This is a genomic window from Pseudoduganella sp. RAF19 (assembly GCF_052114165.1).
Taxonomy (GTDB): Bacteria; Pseudomonadota; Gammaproteobacteria; order Burkholderiales; family Burkholderiaceae_D; genus Rugamonas.
The window spans coordinates 185,565-201,495 of record NZ_JBFREF010000006.1; the positions used below are offsets into that span (position 1 = coordinate 185,565).

The window sequence follows — 15,931 nt, forward strand, 5'->3', positions numbered from 1 at the left end:
CGGCGGATCGATGATCCGCCCTACGCGGCTATGCTGCTGCCTGGAGCTCGACCAGTTCGGAATTGATGGCGATGCTCACCGCGCCAGCCAGTTCGGCCAGGCACGATTTCAGCGCATCCAGCTCGGCCTGTGCGGTTTCAAAGGCTTCGATCTTCTGCTCCAGTGTGTCGGTGGCATCGTGTATGCGCTGGATCGAGGCCTGGCGGTGTTTCAATTGGTCCTTGTGCTGCTTGATCTGGGCTTCCAGCGGCGCCATGATGACCTTCAGCCAGGCATCCACATCGGCATTGGCGGCTTTGAAGCAGCGCTTGACCGACGAGGCCACGGAGTCGAAGAAGCGCTCCATGACGACCACGCGCGTGGTCGTCAGCAGAGCAGCGGTGCCGAAGTTCTTGTGATAGATGTCTTCCGCTTCCAGGATCTCATCGCGGTACTTGGCGAGCGAAAAGGGCATCGGCATGGTCAGCTGCAGGCCATGCTCGCCGGAGAACTTGCGGTACATCCCTTCCATCATTTCGCGGATCTCGCCGATCTTCTGTTCGGACGCGTCGAGGTCGGTGCGAATGGCGTCGAAGTACACGCGCACCGCATCGCGCAGGCCGGTGGAGAAGCGGCTGTTGGACATCGCATCGCGTACCGCATGCACGTGGTCGCGCAATACGTCCATGCCCAGGCTGGAATACAGCTCGGTGGACAGGCGCGTGAACACGGCGCGCGTCGCCTGCAGCTTGAACAGGCTCTCGTCGAATTCCTTCTTCTCTGCGTCGACGCGCTTCATCATGTGCGCGATCACATTCTGGTTCTTGCCGCGCAGGCCTTTCAGTTCCAGCAGCTGCTCGACGATGCCGCGCGAGCGGGTCGACAGCATCGCGTGCTGCGAGGTGCTGAGCGCCTGCATTTCGTCGGACAGACGCTTGCGGATGATGTCCTTCTTGGCCGGAATCAGCTCGTTGAACAACGCACCTTCCAGCTGCTCCATGCGGCTCTTCTCCAGCAGCGCCTTGTCGCCGGTGATCTTGCCCAGCAAGGCCTTCTGCGCGGAGACAGGGAACACCTGGCGCGGTGCGAGCCCCAGCATATGCGCTGCATGTTCCTGCTGGCGCGCGATTTCTGCTTCGACTTCGCCGTCGCTGCGCAATGCATCCCACATCGAGTCGATCTTGTTCAGCACTACCATGCGTCCCGCGCCGCCGCCGATGTGGGTGCGCCAGACTTCGATATCGCTCTTGGTCACGCCGGTATCGGCAGCCAGGATGAACAGCACGGCGTGGGCATGCGGAATCAGGTTCAGCGTCAGTTCGGGTTCGGTACCGATCGCGTTCAGGCCCGGCGTATCCAGAATCACCAGGCCTTGCTTCAGCAGGGGATGCGGGAAGTTGATGATGGCGTGGCGCCACAGCGAAATTTCAACCAGGCCGTCTTCGTCCAGCGTGACCGGCATGTCGGGATCGTTCTCGTCATACAGGCCGTAGCGCTTGGCCTCTTCCACGCTCACGTGGCGGGTCAGGCTGACCTGTTTGAACACTTCATGCATCTCGTCCGCTTTGTCGAGATTCAGCGGCAGCACGGTCCAGGCGGAAGGCTGGTCGCGGTAGTCGCTGGTGGAGAGGTTTTCTGCGCGCGTCTCAATCGGTAATAGGCGGATGCAGGCGGGGTAAGCCGGGTCGTACATCAGCTCCGTCGGGCACATGGTGGTGCGGCCCGCCGCGGAAGGCAGGATGCGCTGGCCGTAATCGGCGAAGAAGATGGAGTTGATCAGTTCGGATTTACCGCGCGAGAACTCAGCGACAAAAGCCACGGACAGCTTGTCGTCGGCCAGCTTGGCCAGTGTGCGCGCCAGGCGCTGTTCGGCGGCGGCATCGGCCAGTTCGGCCCCTACCACCCAGTTGCGGTAATTCTGAACGGCGGCGTACACATTCTGACGCCACGCGCTGTATTGCTCCAGGTCCCTGACCATCATCAGACTTTACCCCGTTGTTATTTTTGACAGTTTACGCAATAGAAGGTTGAACGCTGGCCCTGTTTGATCTGGCGCACGGGGGCACCGCAGATGCGGCAGGGCACACCAGCACGATCATAGACGAAATATGTCTGCTGGAAATAGCCTGATTGCCCATTTACGCTGATAAAGTCGCGCAAAGTGCTGCCTCCTTGCACAATTGCCTCAGCCAATACCTCGCGGATGGCCTGTGCGAGACGGTCGTAACGTGCTGCACTGATGCGGTTTGCCGCGGTTTTCGGGTTGATCCCGGCGCGGAAAAGGCTTTCAGAACAATAGATATTCCCGACCCCAACCACGATGTCGCCTGCAATCAACACTTGCTTGATGGCGGCGCTGCGGGTGCGGGTCTGCTCCCACAGCAATTTCCCGGTGAAATCTTCGCTCAGCGGCTCTACGCCCAAGCCACGCAGCAGCACGTGCTCGTCCAGTTCGCCTTCCTCACGCGGATGCCACAGCACGGCGCCGAAACGGCGCGGGTCGGTCATGCGCAGCACCTGCGTGCCGTCGGCGCCTTCCACGACCATGTCGAAATGATCATGCTTTTCAGCGGGGATGCCGGGCGGCAGAACGCGCAAGTGGCCGGACATGCCAAGATGAATAATCAAAGTGCCATGTTCGAAATGTATCAGCAAGTATTTGCCGCGGCGCCCGGTGGCGATGACGGCGCGGCCCGTTAGATTGGCCGGCAGGTCGTCCGGAAACGGCCAGCGCAAGCCATCGCGGCGCAGAACGACGTTGCGCACGGTACGGCCTTCGATATGTGGCGCGACCCCGCGCCGGGTGACTTCAACTTCTGGTAATTCAGGCATGTTTGGGAATTGCTTACACCTGCAAAGCAACGCAAGTTGTGGGTTGGCGTAGAATCAAGTCCTGAGTCCGACTTCGCAGGATCATCCATTGAAAAACGCATTCGCCATTGTAACGCTCTCGGCCCTGTTGTCCGCTTGCGCGGTCGCCCCGCAGAAAGAGGCTGCGCCCGCACCAGAACCCGCTCCGGCGCCTGAAGCCGCCGTCAATGCGCCCGGTTCCGATGCCATCGCAGCCGCCGTCAAACCGGACGGCGACCTGCCATCCGTGGAGCTGACCAGCGAGCTGTTTTACAAGCTCACCAAGGCAGAACTGGATTTCAAACGCGGCCAATGGCAAAGCGCCTACCTCACCATGATGGTGCTGGCGCAGCAGACGCGTGATCCGCGCCTGGCCAAACGTTCCGCAGAAATGGCGCTGTCGGCCAAGCAGGGCAACGAGGCGCTGGCGGCGATCCGTCTGTGGCGCGAACTGGCGCCAGATTCGGACGAAGCAGCGCAATACTTCCTCGGCTTCTCTGTGCTGGGTGATGACCTGAGCGAAGCGGAGCAAGTCTTCGCCCAGCGACTGCAGGCGGCACAGCCGTCCACACGCGGCCTGGCCATGTTCCAGATGCAGCAATTCCTGCTGCGCGCCAAAGACAAAGCCGCGGCCTACGCGCTGATGCAGCGCGTGCTGAAGCCTTATGACGCAATGCTGGAATCGCACCTCGTGCTGGCTCAGGGCGCCTTGGCCGCAGGCGAGAACGAACAGGCCATTGCCGAAGCCAGGCGCTCGCTGACCATCAAGCCCGATTCCGAGCTGGCCGCGCTGACCATGGCGCAGGTGCTGCAGGATCTCGACGGCGCCGCAACGCTGTTCACCGGCTTCCTCAAGAAATACCCCGATGCGCGCGAGGTGCGTTCGGCCTACGCCCGCCTGCTGGTCGAACAGAAGCAGTACGACAAGGCCACCGAGCAGTTCCAGATTCTGCTGAAGGCGCAGCCGGATAATCCTGCAACGCTGTATGCGCTGGGCATCATGTCTATGCAGGGCAATAACACGGTAGCTGCCGAAGGCTATTTCAAGCGCTTTGTCGATGCGCTGGAAAAGAGCCCGGACCCGGACCGCGATCCGTCCAAGGCCCTGATGATCCTGTCGCAGATCGACGAGGAACGCAATGATTTCGACGGCGCGATTGCCTGGCTGGATAAAGTCGATACCGATGATCCACGCCTCACGCTGGCGGTGCGCCTGAAACGCGCCCACCTGACGTCGCGCAAAGGCGATATTGATGGCGCCCTGAAGCAGCTGGCGGAAATCACGCCCGCCGACGAAGCGGAAGAAGTGCAGGTGCTGCAAACCAAGGGCCAGCTGCTGCGCGACGCAGGCCGCGCCAAGGAAGCCTATGCCACGCTGGAAGACGGCGTGCTGCGTTTCCCGAACAGCCCGGACCTGATGTATGACTACGCGCTGGCGGCCGAGAAAATGGGCAAGCTTGATTCAATGGAAACCGCGCTGCGCAAGGTGATCGAGTCCGTGCCGGACAATCACCACGCCTACAATGCGCTAGGCTACTCCTTCGCCGATCGCGGCATCCGCCTCGATGAAGCCTATGAGCTGATCGATAAGGCGCTGAAGATGTCGCCCGGCGATCCCTTCATCATGGACAGCATGGGCTGGGTCAAGTTCCGCATGGGCCAGTTAAAGGAAGCCGAGAAAATGCTGCGCGACGCCTACACGCTGCGCAACGATCCGGAGATTGCCGTGCACCTCGGCGAAGTGCTGTGGGCGCAGGGCGACAAGAGCGGCGCCCAGAAGCTGTGGCGCGAAGCCCGTGCCAAAGACCCGAATAACGATGCGCTGCGCACGACGCTGGCGCGCCTGAACGCCAGTATCTGATGGGCGCGCGTGTTTATGTAGCCGCAGCGGCGGCGGCTTTCCTGCTTGGCGGTTGCGCCACGACCACCAAGGCTCCTGTCTGCAGCGCTGCGTCGGGTGACGCTGTGGATCTGCACGGCCGCCTGGCCGTGAAGTACACGCAGAACAGCGAGCCCAAATCAATGACGGTCAATTACAGCTGGAGCCAGACGCCCCAGTGCACGAACGTGGCCTTGTCGATGCCGATCGGCTCGACGATTGCCACAATCGAAGTAACGCCGGAGCAGGCCGTGTTGACGGAAAGCGGCAAGCCGCCGCGCAGCGCTCCCGACATCGATACGCTGACCGCGCGCATCCTCGGCTGGTCGTTGCCCGTGGCGGGCCTGCGCGAGTGGATGCAAGGCTATGCCACTGCGGCGGACGGCAAGCGATTTAACGCCAGCCCGGGCAATACGGATGTGACCACCAAAGATGGCTGGCGCCTGAGCTTTGTCAGCTGGCAGGACGGCAGCAATCCACCCAAGCCCAAGCGCATCGACGCCGAGCGTTCCGCCAGCGGCCAGATTGAAGAAGTATCCCTGCGCATCGTGATCGATGCAGAATAAACAAGAATGAATAGCCTGAAGAATTGCCCGGCCCCGGCCAAACTGAACCTGTTCCTGCACGTGACTGGCCGCCGCGCCGACGGTTATCACCTGCTGCAAACGGTTTTCCAGATCATCGACCGTAGCGACACGCTCGATTTCGAGCTGCGCGCGGACCACGAAATCCGCCGCGTGAACGAGGTGCCCGGCGTGCCGGAAGACAGCGATCTCGTCATCCGCGCCGCGCGCATGCTGGCGGGCGAAGTGCAGAAGCGCACTGGCGCACAGCCGCAGGGCGTGAATATCACTCTGCACAAAGTGCTGCCGATGGGCGGCGGCGTTGGTGGTGGATCGTCCGATGCCGCCACCACCTTCATGGCGCTTAACAAGCTGTGGAAGGTGGGGTTGAGCAAGCAGGAATTGATGGACCTCGCGCTGCCGCTGGGCGCCGACGTTCCGTTCTTTATCTTTGGCGAGACGGCGTGGGCCGAAGGCGTGGGCGAAGCGCTGCGTCCGGTCGATGCGCCGGAGTGCTGGTATGTGGTGATCGAGCCCGGTGTGCAGGTGCCGACGCTGACGATTTTCACGTCTGAGCATTTGACAAGAAATACTCCAGTCGTTAATATGTCGGACTTTTCCAGCTACCACGCAAATCGTAAAGATCTGCGACAGTTTGGAAAGAACGATTTGCAACAGGTAGCCACCCGGTTGTTCCCGCAAGTATCAGACGCGGTAGAATGGCTGGATGCTTACGGTGATGCCAGGATGACTGGCTCCGGTGCATGTGTGTTCTGCGCAGTCCGCAGCGAAGAACAGGCCGATGCAGTGCTCGCAAGAGTGCCTGCCGCCTGGGCTGGCTGGAAGGCTAAAGCGCTGAAACGGCACCCGATCATCGAAAAGTTGTGATGCGTAAAAAGATTTGGCTTTTCGTGAATTAGGTCTTATAATGTCGGCCTACTGACGGAAAGCAGTCAGTTAAAAGTAGGGGAATCGCCAAGCTGGTTAAGGCACCGGATTTTGATTCCGGCATACCAAGGTTCGAATCCTTGTTCCCCTGCCACCGTTTTCCCTGGATCTGTCGAGGCATTAGTCTCCAGCCAGGGTTAAAAACAAGACTCCCGCGACAAGCGCGGAGCACCTTCAAGATTTCAAAACTCTACATCTCTCGGGACTCCCAATGGCTTTCGAAAACCTGATGGTTTTTACCGGCAACGCTAATCCTGCCTTGGCAGAAGGGGTCGCAAAGAATCTCGGCATTCCTCTCGGCAAAGCAGTCGTATCGAAGTTCTCGGACGGCGAAGTGATGGTCGAAATCAACGAAAACGTCCGCGGTAAAGACGTGTTCGTGCTGCAATCGACCTGTGCGCCGACCAATGACAGCCTGATGGAACTGATCCTGATGGTTGATGCCCTGAAACGTGCGTCCGCTGGCCGTATCACCGCTGCAATTCCTTATTTCGGCTATGCCCGCCAGGACCGCCGTCCACGTTCCGCCCGCGTCGCGATCTCCGCGAAAGTGGTAGCGAACATGCTGGAAAGCGCCGGTGTTGAACGTGTGATCATCATGGATCTGCACGCTGACCAGATCCAGGGTTTCTTCAATATCCCGGTTGACAATATTTACGCTTCGCCAATTCTGCTGGGCGACCTGCAGAAGAAGGACAACGAAAACCTGCTGGTGGTGTCTCCGGACGTCGGCGGCGTGGTGCGTGCCCGTGCACTGGCCAAGCGCCTGAACTGCGACCTGGCGATCATCGACAAGCGCCGTCCAAAAGCCAACGTGTCCGAAGTGATGAACATCATCGGTGACGTCGAAGGCCGCAACTGCGTGATCATGGACGATATGGTGGATACCGCCGGTACCCTGGTCAAGGCAGCGGAAGTGCTGAAAGAGCGCGGCGCCCTGAAAGTGACCGCTTACTGCACGCACGCTGTGCTGTCCGGTCCTGCGATTGAACGTATTACCGGCTCTTCGCTGGACGAGCTGGTGGTGACCGACACCATCCCGCTGTCCGAAGCAGCCAAGGCATGCGGCAAGATCCGTCAACTGACCAGCGCTCCGCTGCTGGCCGAGACCTTCAAGCGCATCATCAAGGGCGATTCGGTTATTTCGCTCTTCGTAGACTAAGATTTGCCGGCTGTGGGAAACCATGGCCGTTTTCGCTGAAGCGTCCTGGTCGCGGGGCGCTTCTATTTACCGGCAAGGCGCGAGCCTTGTCTTTTATTTTTTGGAGTATTCCATGAAAGTTGTTGCATTCAAACGTGATCTGCAAGGTACGGGTGCGAGCCGCCGCCTGCGTAATTCCGGCCAGACCCCTGGCATCATCTACGGCGGCACCGAAGCACCGGTGACCATCGCCCTGGACCACAACGCACTGTTCCACGCGCTGAAAAAAGAAGCCTTCCACTCGTCCATCCTGGACATGGAAATCGACGGCAAAGTACAGAAAGTGCTGCTGCGCGACTTCCAGATGCACGCTTACAAACAACTGGTTCTGCACGCTGACTTCCAGCGTATCGACGCCAACAAGCCACTGCACGTGAAAGTAGCTCTGCACTTCGAAAACGCTGAAGTGTCCCCAGCCGTGAAACTGCACTCCGCAACCATCAGCCACGTGGCCAACGAGATCGAAATCTCCTGCCTGCCAGCTGACCTGCCAGAGTTCCTGGTGGTTGACCTGTCCAAGATGGACGTAGGCCAGTCGATCCACGCTTCGGAAATCAAGCTGCCGAAGGGCGTGACCATCGTGACCCACGGTTCCGACGCTACCGTTGCTACCGCTTCCGTACCGGCTGGTGCCGTTGCCGCTGAAGCTGCTGCTGCCGCTGAAGAAGACAAGAAGTAATCTTCTGGCGTCTGCCAAAAAGAAGACCCCGCCTCGGCGGGGTTTTTTTTCGCCCATACCGCTTGCAATCCTTTCACGTGTCAGTTATTGTTGACACGTGATAGAAAAAACAAACCGAAGTGGAGGCGACTTGCTGCTGGCGCAATTGGCAGCCCTCGCTAATCCGCACCGCCTGCGCATCATTGCGGCCCTCGCCAACGGCGGCCGTAATTATGTGAGCCAGCTCGCCCGCGAACTGGGCATCGGCCGGCCGCTGCTGCACCTGCATCTGCAGAAGCTGGAAGACGCCGGCCTGGTGACCAGCCAGCTGGAGCTGTCGCAGGACGGCAAGGCGCTGAACTACTTCGAGGTCAGTCCCTTTGGGCTGGAGCTGAATCCTGCGGCCATCGCCGAAGCAGCTGCAAGCCTGAGTAACGAGGAAGAGTAGAGGAAATCATGTCCGCACCGATCTATCTGTTTTCGATCTGCCTGCCGTTCGTCACGCTGCTGATCATCTTTGGCATGAAGTATTACGCGGCGGCCCAGACGGCAAAAGCGAATGAAGCGTATCGCCAGCTGGCTGCGCAGGCGGCAGCACAGCAGGCGGAAACGCTGTCCACGCTGACCGCCCTGCGCGCCTCGGCTTCGGAAACCGCGGCGCGTCTCGCTGCGGTAGAAAAATTGCTGAGACAAGTCGAATAGACCATCGCGGCTAAGCCCGCACTTTGAAGAGGAGCTGCAAATGAACGAAGTTTCGCTGTTGCGCCTGTATCTGCTGCGGGCCATGTACCTGTTTATCGTCGTGGGCCTTGGGAACCTGATCTGGCCCGAAGTGCTGAACCGCCATGTGGCGTGGGAGCTGAACGAAGGCGTCGTCGTCTGCATGCTGGCAGGCTTCTCGCTGATGGCGTTGCTGGGCCTGCGCTATCCGCTGCAAATGCTGCCGGTGCTGTTCTGGGAAATAACCTGGAAGCTGATCTGGCTGTTCAACGAAGCCTTGCCGCGCTACCTCAACGGCACCATGGACGAGCACCTAGCCCATTACGCTTTCCAGGTTGCCTTCGTCGTGATCATTCCGCTCGTGGTCCCATGGGGCTATGTGTTCGACCACTACATCCGCAAATCCGGTGACCGCTGGGGCTCCGCCCGCGTGCCCGCGAAAGCTTGAGGAAAGCTGGCTAACTGCCCGAATGCGGCTATGCTGAGTAGATCAACTCAGAAGGAGGCCGTCATGAACAAGAGCTTTCGGGTAGTGGGTATTGTCGCCGTCCTGGCCGGGATGGCGGGGCTGGCCACGGCGGATCAGAAGGCGGATGTGGCGGCTGTGCACGCGATAGATCAGGCCTTCCTCAAGGCCTACACGGCCGGTGATGCGGATGCTTTGGCCAATCTGTACGACGAGAATGCCGTGCTGATGCCGCCTGGTTCCGCAGCCGTACGTGGCAAGGCCGCGATCCGCGCGTACTGGGCCAAGGATGTTGCCGATTCCGCCAAAGCCGGCATCACAATGAGCTTTAGCGGAGAAAAAGATGGTGGCGCCAATGACGGCACGGGCTGGGCAGCCGGCCACTTCACCGTCAAGGACAAGGATGGCAAGCAGGTCGATGCGGGGAAATTCCTGTCCGTCTCGCACAAGGTCAATGGCAAATGGCTCTACGTGCGCGATACCTGGAATTTCGATACGCCCCGCGTGAAGCCTTAATCGCATGCGCCCGGCGGGTATAATCTGCGCTTTTGCCAAGCGTTAGCATAGCCATGCCTATTCGTCTGATCGTCGGCCTCGGCAACCCCGGACCCGACTACGAACAAACCCGCCACAACGCCGGCTTCTGGCTGGTGGACAACCTGGCCAATTCGCTGCCGAATGCGCGCCTGCAGCGCGAGTCCGGCTTCAACGCGATGGTGGCGAAGACGATCATCGGCGGCAACCAGCTTTGGCTGCTGGAGCCGCAAACCTATATGAACCGTTCCGGCCAGTCGGTCGGTGCTATCGCGCGCTTCTACAAAATCCAGCCGGACGAAGTGCTCGTCGTGCATGACGAACTTGATCTGGCGCCGGGTGTGGCCAAGCTGAAAAAAGGCGGCTCCAGCGGCGGCCACAATGGCCTGAAGGACATCACCTCGGCACTCGGCACCCAGGACTACTGGCGGCTGCGCATCGGCATCGGCCATCCGCGCACACTGAATCTGAACCAGCCGGTGGCGGATTTCGTACTGCATCGTCCGCGCCGCGAAGAACAGCTGCTGATCGAAGAAGCGATCGAAAAATCCCTGCGCATCATCCCTACTGCCGTCACCGGCGATTTCACCAAGGCGATGATGGAGCTGCACACGCCTTAAGGCGCAGCAGCGTGCTGCCGTTGCGGCCGCGGTTGCGGCGCCGCCGGCGGCACTTCAACCACCTCATTCAGACGCAGGAACTTGAAGCCCGCCAGCTGCAGGCCGCTTTTGCGTGCTTGCGTGCGGGCGATGAAGTCTTCGAATTCCTCCTCGCGTACGGCGGGTGCAGATGAATGCAGGAAGCGGCGATGGCCATGCGCGTCCTGCACCACCAGGCCAACATGGGTCACCATATGCTCGCCGTTGCGGATCGAGATGACGTTGACCATGTCACCCTCATTCATCTGCTGGAATGCCTGCCTGGCATTTTCCACCGGTACGTAAGCCTCGCGCGTGTGCTGTACCGGAATGCTGCTCTCGGTGTTGTGATGCGTTTTCAAAAACTGCGCGCGGTCCACGGTCAGGTCGTAGTAGGCAGCGCCGGGTAACGATGCACTGACGTCAGTGAGCAGCCAGCGGTTGTTGATATTCCAATCCACTTCCGTGTAGTGATTGCGCGTGGCCACGCCAACCACGCCGTCCTTGTAGCGTATGCGTTGCAGCATCCAGAAGAACTCTTCCCACGATTCGCTCAGAGCCATCGCATAAGTGTGCTCGATGAAGACCGTGCAATCGCTTTGCCCAAGGCTGAACATTGGCAAGCTGTCATGCAGCTCATAGGGATATTCGCCCAATAGATTCAACTTGTAGGGCTGGCCGATATTGCGGCGCGCGATAGCTGCGATGCGCTTGCGCAGATCCGGCTGGCTATCGTGGACGCTGCTGATGAAGCTACCCGCTTCGGCGGGCGTCATCTGGTAGATCTGTTTAGGTTCCTGGGCGGCGGCGCACAGGGTGACGCACATGGCGAGCAAGGGAAGAATACGCATGCGTCCATTCTAAAGGCATTCAGGTCGGATTGCTCGCCTGGCGCAGCAAGCGCCACACCATCCATGCCACAACGGCAACGCCTGCAAGCAGCACGCCCCACAACAGGATCAAGCGTTGCTGTGCGCTGGCGGCGTCGGCGCTGGCGCGCTTGGCGGCATTGGCCAGCGCGTCGGTTTGCAGTTGCACGTCGCCGGCACGCGCCTGCTCCAGTGCGCGCAATTCGGCGGACGAAAATCCCGGCGCCACATCGCCGATGGCGCGCGCGGCGGAATTCGCCTTGTCGCGTCCCACTGCCAAGGTGTAAGGCGCAGTGCCACCGGCGACAAAGACCAGCGTAGCCGGTTGCCAGCTTAAGCGCAGCATAGGCTGCATCGCGGGTGGCTGATCGAAACGCAGTACCCAGCGATCGCCCAGATACGATGGCACGGCAATGTCGGCCGACACGTGGGGCTTGCCGTCGCGCTCCAGCCGGTAGAAGGTCGTACGCAGCGCGGGCTCGAAATAATTGCGGCCCTGACGCTGCGCGTTATAGCGGCCCAGCGTTGCAGGCAGCACGACATTGCCGCTGTCGAATTGCAGTCCAGCGCGCGTGGCGGGAATGCCCGGCGGCTTGGTGTATTGGAGATCGCGTGCTTCACGTCCCGGCTGCGCGGGCAGTTGCACGGATTCCATTGGCAGCGCTTCGTCGCGAACGGGCGATTCGGCGGTCACCGCTGCGAACTGCAGGGGCTCGCCGCTGCGCCAGCGCAGGCGCGCGTAGCGCATTGAGCGCGGCGCGAATTCAAGGCGGTCGTTGGCCAGCGTCTCATCGCTCATGTTGGCGAGCCAGCTCAGTTCCGCGACGCCCACCGTGTCCCAGTTTTTCAGGTCGGTGCTGGATTCCAGCCAGATCTGGCCTGTGTAATTGCTGCGTCCCGCTGGCAGCTGAAAGCGCAGTGCATCGACCTGTGGTGGTTCGCTTTCGCCATCGCGGCGCAGGTCCAGTACCAGCGCGGCCAGTTGTTGCCGCGGCCTGGCTGCATCCTGCGCAGCGGGCAAGCGCACGGACAGCACGCGGCCGTCGGTGCCGGTGCTGACCTCCAGGCCTGCCAGTGCGTTATCGGCACTGTCTGCCATCAGCGGAAAGATACGTACGGCCAGGCTGCGGTGGCTGGTTTGCGCATCGCCTTCGGGCTGGCGCAGCGCGAATGGCTGAATGATGCCGCGCGCGTCAAACACACGCAGGTCACGCAGATCAGGGGAGCGCGCATTCAGGTACACCGCGCGCGGCAGCTGCAACTGCACCACGCTCTGCTTGCCGCTGATGGTCAGCGGGATCAGATGACTGTAGTCTTGCGGCGTATCGCTGGCCGCGCTGGCCAGGGCTGCAGCGAGCAGAAGAGCGCTCATGCTGCCTCCTGCTGCGCTTGCCCGCCTTTGCCGGACGGGTAGGGCGCAATGTAGCCGATGCCGACCATCAGCGCGCCGACGCCAAGGAAGGACACGATGCGCTCAACGCCGCCCACGTTCGACAAGTCGACGAGGAAAAGCTTGAGCACCACAACGCCAAGCAAGACGGCGCCTGCCAGCCAGATATTGCGCTCCTGCTTGCGCGCCGCATAGCGCATCAATATCAGCGCGGTCACGCTCCACACCAGCGAGAACATGGCCTGTACAAACTGCGAAGCGAACAGGCGCTCGAACTCATATGGCACATCGAGATAGTGCGAGACGGTACGCAGCAGGGCGAGATTGAACCAGGCGTACGCGGCCAGCGCAGCGGCGATGAACAACGGTTGCCGTGCGTGCGTCAACTCGTTTTGCAGCTGGCGGTAGCAACCAATGGCCAGCAGCATGGCGAAGATGCTGGTCAGGTCGAGCGGATTGGCAAGCGGGATGTATGGCAGCGGCGCCATTGCGCCATCCTGCGACAGATTCCATGCCGCTACCAGCAGCAGCGACCATGCGCATCCCAGCGGCAGCAGGACCGTGCGATACCACTGCGCCACAGGGCGCACGGGCCAGGCATCGGTGCGCACGCGGTGCATGGTCCACGCCAGCACGCCCATCATCAGCCACAATGGCAGGAAGCGCGCCCAGGACGGATCGGCATGCGAACCTTGCAGGCCGCGCGCAATCCAGTACGCGGCAACGGGCCAGATCATCAGCCACGGGCCGGCCGAGCGCAGCGTGTGCAGGATGCGCATTTGCACATCTCTGATCGGCGACCAGACGCGCATCAGCCATTCGGACAGCAACCACAGCGCGGCGAAGGCCAGCCAGAATTCGCGCGATGGCATGCCGGTGAAGTGCAGCATCGCGAGCATGCCCACGCTGGTCAGGGCGAAGAGAGCCCATGCGGGCAGTGCTGTCCAGCGCAGTGCTGGCCAGGTGAGTCGCCGCGCCAGCGAGAGCCACAGCGGCGTTGTTGCCGCAATCAGCAGGCAATAGGCGGGCCATTGCAGTTCAGCGCGCGCCGCCATGCCAGACCAGTTTTCGTAATGCGCCAGCAGCCAGTTGGACAAGGTCGGCGCCACCATCGCCAGCCACCACAGCATGGACCAGCCCAGAATCACATGCGACAGCTTCTGCTGCGGCGCATCGCCATGACGGAACATGGCCCAGGCGGTGAAGGCGCCACCAGCCAGGATCATCAGGCCGCCGAGGAAGGGCGTCGCAAACAGGTCGGTGGACACTGGCGCCAGGGCCCATTGCTGCAGCATCAGCGCAAGCAGCACGGCGCCAGCCAGCAGCTCGACCGCCATTGCAAGCCAGCCCGCCAGCGCCCATGCCATGCGGCGTGCGATAAAGGCCAACAGCATGGCGCTCACAAGGGCGCTGGCCACGAGCAGATTGGCTTGCGCGTTGCCCTGCGTGCGCAGCAGGATCTCCGTCCAGAACCCGCCTACAAGCCATACAGCGGCGCCGGCGAGGAAGATCGTGCCCAGAAGGCCAAGCGCGTTCGGACCATCGCTGCGCTGAGCGCGGAAGCGCGTCGCCATCAGGAAGGCACTTGCCGCCAGCAGCAGGAAGCCCAGCCACAAATTGGAATGCAGCGCCGCTTCCTTGTCGATGCCGGACACGCTGCCGATGAAACTGACCCACGCTCCCAGCTGCACCAGCAGGCCGAAGCCCCAGGCGAGCGGCTGGCGCTGGCGCAGGCCGATCCACACGATGCCCGCGCCTTCCAGCGCCCAGGCGGCGGACGTCCAGCGGCCATCAAGCGCAAATGGAATTGCGAGCGTGCCAAATACGACGGCCAGTGCGATGAAAGCGTCAACCAGCATGCCGAACACCGCGCGCCGGCGCGCCAGCACCATCGCCAATGCGCCGTAGAACAGGCCAAGCGCCAAGGCAGAAAAAGCCATGCCGAATGCCATGCCTTTCACCAGCGGGAACTGCAAACTGGCCGCCAGCATTGGCGTACCGAAGACCAGCGTGCCGTCGACATAGTTCTTCAACTGAGGTGCTTGCAGGCGCGCATAGGCGACGGCGATGCCGACGTAGTACAGGAAGAACAGAATCAGGAAGGCTTGCGCCGACTGATAGTTTTCCGGCTGGTAGCGCAGCACGCCCCAGGCAGTGCCAATGGCGAAGGTGAATGCGAAGCCCAGCAAATTCAGTGCGCGCCACGAACGCTTCAGCGCGATTGCAAACACGCCGGCATTCAGCAGGGCGTAATAGCTGAATAGGGCTATGTGACTGCCGCTGCCCGTCGATGCCAAAATCGGTGCGGCGAAGCCACCGGCAATGCCGAAGATGGCCAGCCACTGCGCGTTCTGCAGTACCGCCAGCATGCAGGTGCCAAGCGTAAGCAGGAACAGCAGCGCGAAAGTCATCCCGCCGGGGATCAGGTGGTACAAGCGGAAGGCGCCGAAGCTCACCAGCATCAGCACGGCCATACACGTGCCTTGCAGTGGCAGGCTGACTGCCGCGTTGCTGTTGCGGATGCGCCAGGCCCAGGCGAGTGCGGCCAGATCGACCAGCACAATGCCCGCAAGCCGCAGCTCGATCGGCACCGTCACGCGGGCGGCAGCGTATTTGAGCAGGAAGCTGACGCCAATGAACAGGATCAGCAGGCCGATCTTGGCGACCAGATTGCCTTCAAACAGGCAGCGCCTGGCGGCCAGCAACCAGGCCGGAGGTTCGCTTGGCGGGGCTTGTGGACGTTCGCGGCGCGGCGCCTGCGCATGCGTGGTTGCATCGACGCCAGCGGCTGGGGGCGTTGGCAGCGGCATAGCGTATGCTCCGGCCGGCTCGGCAGCGCTCTCGGCTGGTGCGCCTGACTCAGTTGCTGGTGCCGTGACCGGTGGCATCGCGCGGGCCACCAGGGGCTCGCGCGATGCGGGTTGAGCTTGAGCTTGGGCTTGAGGTTGGGGCTGCCGCGCTGGCGGCGTGGGTGCCGTTGCCGGCGCTTCCGGCGCGGCAGGCGACGGTGTCCGAATGGCCTCGTCGGCAGCGGCAATACCGCGTGGCCGCAGGCGTTCCAGCGCGTGCTGAAGACTGGCGAGGTCGCGCTGCAGGCGCTTGACCTGTTCGCCCGCAATGCGTGCATCGCGCCGCGCCAGCCACGCCCAGCGTCCGATGACGATGAACAGCACAAACCAAAGCAAATCCATGAATGCCCCCGAAGATTGTCCGCAGTGCATTATTTGCAAGAGGGG

At 61.5% G+C, this 15,931-nt stretch carries 15 protein-coding genes and 1 tRNA gene; 11 read left to right on the plus strand and 5 right to left on the minus strand.

Annotated elements, in window-relative coordinates:
• Positions 1–28: 28 nt before the first annotated feature.
• Both AB4Z19_RS17705 and mutM read right to left on the minus strand, forming a co-directional pair.
• A complete protein-coding gene (locus tag AB4Z19_RS17705; protein WP_442023500.1) occupies positions 29–1,957 on the minus strand; it encodes a dynamin family protein in 1,929 nt (642 codons plus the stop codon).
• A gap of 20 nt (positions 1,958–1,977) precedes the next feature.
• Positions 1,978–2,811: a bifunctional DNA-formamidopyrimidine glycosylase/DNA-(apurinic or apyrimidinic site) lyase gene (mutM, locus tag AB4Z19_RS17710; RefSeq protein WP_442023492.1), complete on the minus strand. Its 834-nt coding sequence runs from the start codon at positions 2,809–2,811 to the stop codon at positions 1,978–1,980.
• An 88-nt stretch (positions 2,812–2,899) separates the two neighbouring features.
• Here mutM and AB4Z19_RS17715 point away from each other — a divergent pair, with 88 nt between their 5' ends.
• The 11 genes from AB4Z19_RS17715 to pth all read left to right on the plus strand — a co-directional run bounded on the left by AB4Z19_RS17715 (position 2,900) and on the right by pth (position 10,418).
• Complete coding sequence (locus AB4Z19_RS17715) at positions 2,900–4,690, plus strand: tetratricopeptide repeat protein (RefSeq protein ID WP_442035719.1); 1,791 nt, start codon at positions 2,900–2,902, stop codon at positions 4,688–4,690.
• Positions 4,690–5,274 (plus strand): lipoprotein insertase outer membrane protein LolB, encoded by a 585-nt coding sequence (locus AB4Z19_RS17720; RefSeq protein ID WP_442023488.1) that lies wholly within the window; start codon positions 4,690–4,692, stop codon positions 5,272–5,274. The genes AB4Z19_RS17715 and AB4Z19_RS17720 overlap by 1 nt, the downstream gene beginning before the upstream one ends.
• A gap of 6 nt (positions 5,275–5,280) precedes the next feature.
• Positions 5,281–6,159, plus strand: a complete 879-nt coding sequence (gene ispE / locus AB4Z19_RS17725) for a 4-(cytidine 5'-diphospho)-2-C-methyl-D-erythritol kinase (RefSeq protein WP_442023486.1) — start codon at positions 5,281–5,283, stop codon at positions 6,157–6,159.
• A 77-nt stretch (positions 6,160–6,236) separates the two neighbouring features.
• Positions 6,237–6,313, plus strand: a tRNA-Gln gene (locus AB4Z19_RS17730).
• A 117-nt stretch (positions 6,314–6,430) separates the two neighbouring features.
• Complete coding sequence (locus AB4Z19_RS17735; RefSeq protein WP_442035720.1) at positions 6,431–7,381, plus strand: ribose-phosphate pyrophosphokinase; 951 nt, start codon at positions 6,431–6,433, stop codon at positions 7,379–7,381.
• 112 nt (positions 7,382–7,493) lie between these two features.
• A complete protein-coding gene (locus tag AB4Z19_RS17740) occupies positions 7,494–8,099 on the plus strand; it encodes a 50S ribosomal protein L25/general stress protein Ctc (RefSeq protein WP_442023483.1) in 606 nt (201 codons plus the stop codon).
• 130 nt (positions 8,100–8,229) lie between these two features.
• Positions 8,230–8,526: an ArsR/SmtB family transcription factor gene (locus tag AB4Z19_RS17745; RefSeq protein ID WP_442035721.1), complete on the plus strand. Its 297-nt coding sequence runs from the start codon at positions 8,230–8,232 to the stop codon at positions 8,524–8,526.
• An 8-nt stretch (positions 8,527–8,534) separates the two neighbouring features.
• Positions 8,535–8,780 carry a hypothetical protein gene (locus AB4Z19_RS17750; protein ID WP_442023479.1) on the plus strand — a complete coding sequence of 82 codons (246 nt, stop codon included), beginning with the start codon at positions 8,535–8,537 and terminating at the stop codon, positions 8,778–8,780.
• Between the two features lie 40 nt (positions 8,781–8,820).
• On the plus strand, positions 8,821–9,246 hold the full coding sequence (locus tag AB4Z19_RS17755; protein ID WP_442035722.1) for a hypothetical protein: 426 nt from the start codon (positions 8,821–8,823) through the stop codon (positions 9,244–9,246).
• A 63-nt stretch (positions 9,247–9,309) separates the two neighbouring features.
• Positions 9,310–9,780 (plus strand): YybH family protein, encoded by a 471-nt coding sequence (locus AB4Z19_RS17760; protein ID WP_442026704.1) that lies wholly within the window; start codon positions 9,310–9,312, stop codon positions 9,778–9,780.
• A gap of 53 nt (positions 9,781–9,833) precedes the next feature.
• A complete protein-coding gene (pth, locus tag AB4Z19_RS17765; protein ID WP_442026702.1) occupies positions 9,834–10,418 on the plus strand; it encodes an aminoacyl-tRNA hydrolase in 585 nt (194 codons plus the stop codon).
• On the opposite strand, the gene AB4Z19_RS17770 is transcribed toward pth, so the two are convergent.
• From AB4Z19_RS17770 to AB4Z19_RS17780, 3 genes are read right to left on the minus strand one after another with little or no spacing between them, the layout of a single operon-like run.
• A complete protein-coding gene (locus AB4Z19_RS17770) occupies positions 10,415–11,287 on the minus strand; it encodes an N-acetylmuramoyl-L-alanine amidase-like domain-containing protein (RefSeq protein ID WP_442035723.1) in 873 nt (290 codons plus the stop codon). The genes pth and AB4Z19_RS17770 overlap by 4 nt on opposite strands.
• A gap of 19 nt (positions 11,288–11,306) precedes the next feature.
• Positions 11,307–12,677 carry a DUF3999 family protein gene (locus AB4Z19_RS17775; RefSeq protein ID WP_442026698.1) on the minus strand — a complete coding sequence of 457 codons (1,371 nt, stop codon included), beginning with the start codon at positions 12,675–12,677 and terminating at the stop codon, positions 11,307–11,309.
• Positions 12,674–15,886: a DUF2339 domain-containing protein gene (locus tag AB4Z19_RS17780; RefSeq protein ID WP_442035724.1), complete on the minus strand. Its 3,213-nt coding sequence runs from the start codon at positions 15,884–15,886 to the stop codon at positions 12,674–12,676. Before AB4Z19_RS17780 ends, AB4Z19_RS17775 begins: the two co-directional genes overlap by 4 nt.
• Positions 15,887–15,931: the final 45 nt, after the last annotated feature.

Excerpts from the sequence above, each read along its gene's own strand:
- AB4Z19_RS17705 (WP_442023500.1), bottom strand. The coding sequence starts at position 1,957 with ATGGTCAGGGACCTGGAGCAATACAGCGCGTGGCGTCAGAATGTGTAC.
- mutM (WP_442023492.1), bottom strand. The coding sequence starts at position 2,811 with ATGCCTGAATTACCAGAAGTTGAAGTCACCCGGCGCGGGGTCGCGCCA.
- AB4Z19_RS17720 (WP_442023488.1), top strand. The coding sequence starts at position 4,690 with ATGGGCGCGCGTGTTTATGTAGCCGCAGCGGCGGCGGCTTTCCTGCTT.
- ispE (WP_442023486.1), top strand. The coding sequence starts at position 5,281 with ATGAATAGCCTGAAGAATTGCCCGGCCCCGGCCAAACTGAACCTGTTC.
- AB4Z19_RS17735 (WP_442035720.1), top strand. The coding sequence starts at position 6,431 with ATGGCTTTCGAAAACCTGATGGTTTTTACCGGCAACGCTAATCCTGCC.
- AB4Z19_RS17740 (WP_442023483.1), top strand. The coding sequence starts at position 7,494 with ATGAAAGTTGTTGCATTCAAACGTGATCTGCAAGGTACGGGTGCGAGC.
- AB4Z19_RS17750 (WP_442023479.1), top strand. The coding sequence starts at position 8,535 with ATGTCCGCACCGATCTATCTGTTTTCGATCTGCCTGCCGTTCGTCACG.
- AB4Z19_RS17755 (WP_442035722.1), top strand. The coding sequence starts at position 8,821 with ATGAACGAAGTTTCGCTGTTGCGCCTGTATCTGCTGCGGGCCATGTAC.
- AB4Z19_RS17760 (WP_442026704.1), top strand. The coding sequence starts at position 9,310 with ATGAACAAGAGCTTTCGGGTAGTGGGTATTGTCGCCGTCCTGGCCGGG.
- pth (WP_442026702.1), top strand. The coding sequence starts at position 9,834 with ATGCCTATTCGTCTGATCGTCGGCCTCGGCAACCCCGGACCCGACTAC.
- AB4Z19_RS17770 (WP_442035723.1), bottom strand. The coding sequence starts at position 11,287 with ATGCGTATTCTTCCCTTGCTCGCCATGTGCGTCACCCTGTGCGCCGCC.
- AB4Z19_RS17775 (WP_442026698.1), bottom strand. The coding sequence starts at position 12,677 with ATGAGCGCTCTTCTGCTCGCTGCAGCCCTGGCCAGCGCGGCCAGCGAT.
- AB4Z19_RS17780 (WP_442035724.1), bottom strand. The coding sequence starts at position 15,886 with ATGGATTTGCTTTGGTTTGTGCTGTTCATCGTCATCGGACGCTGGGCG.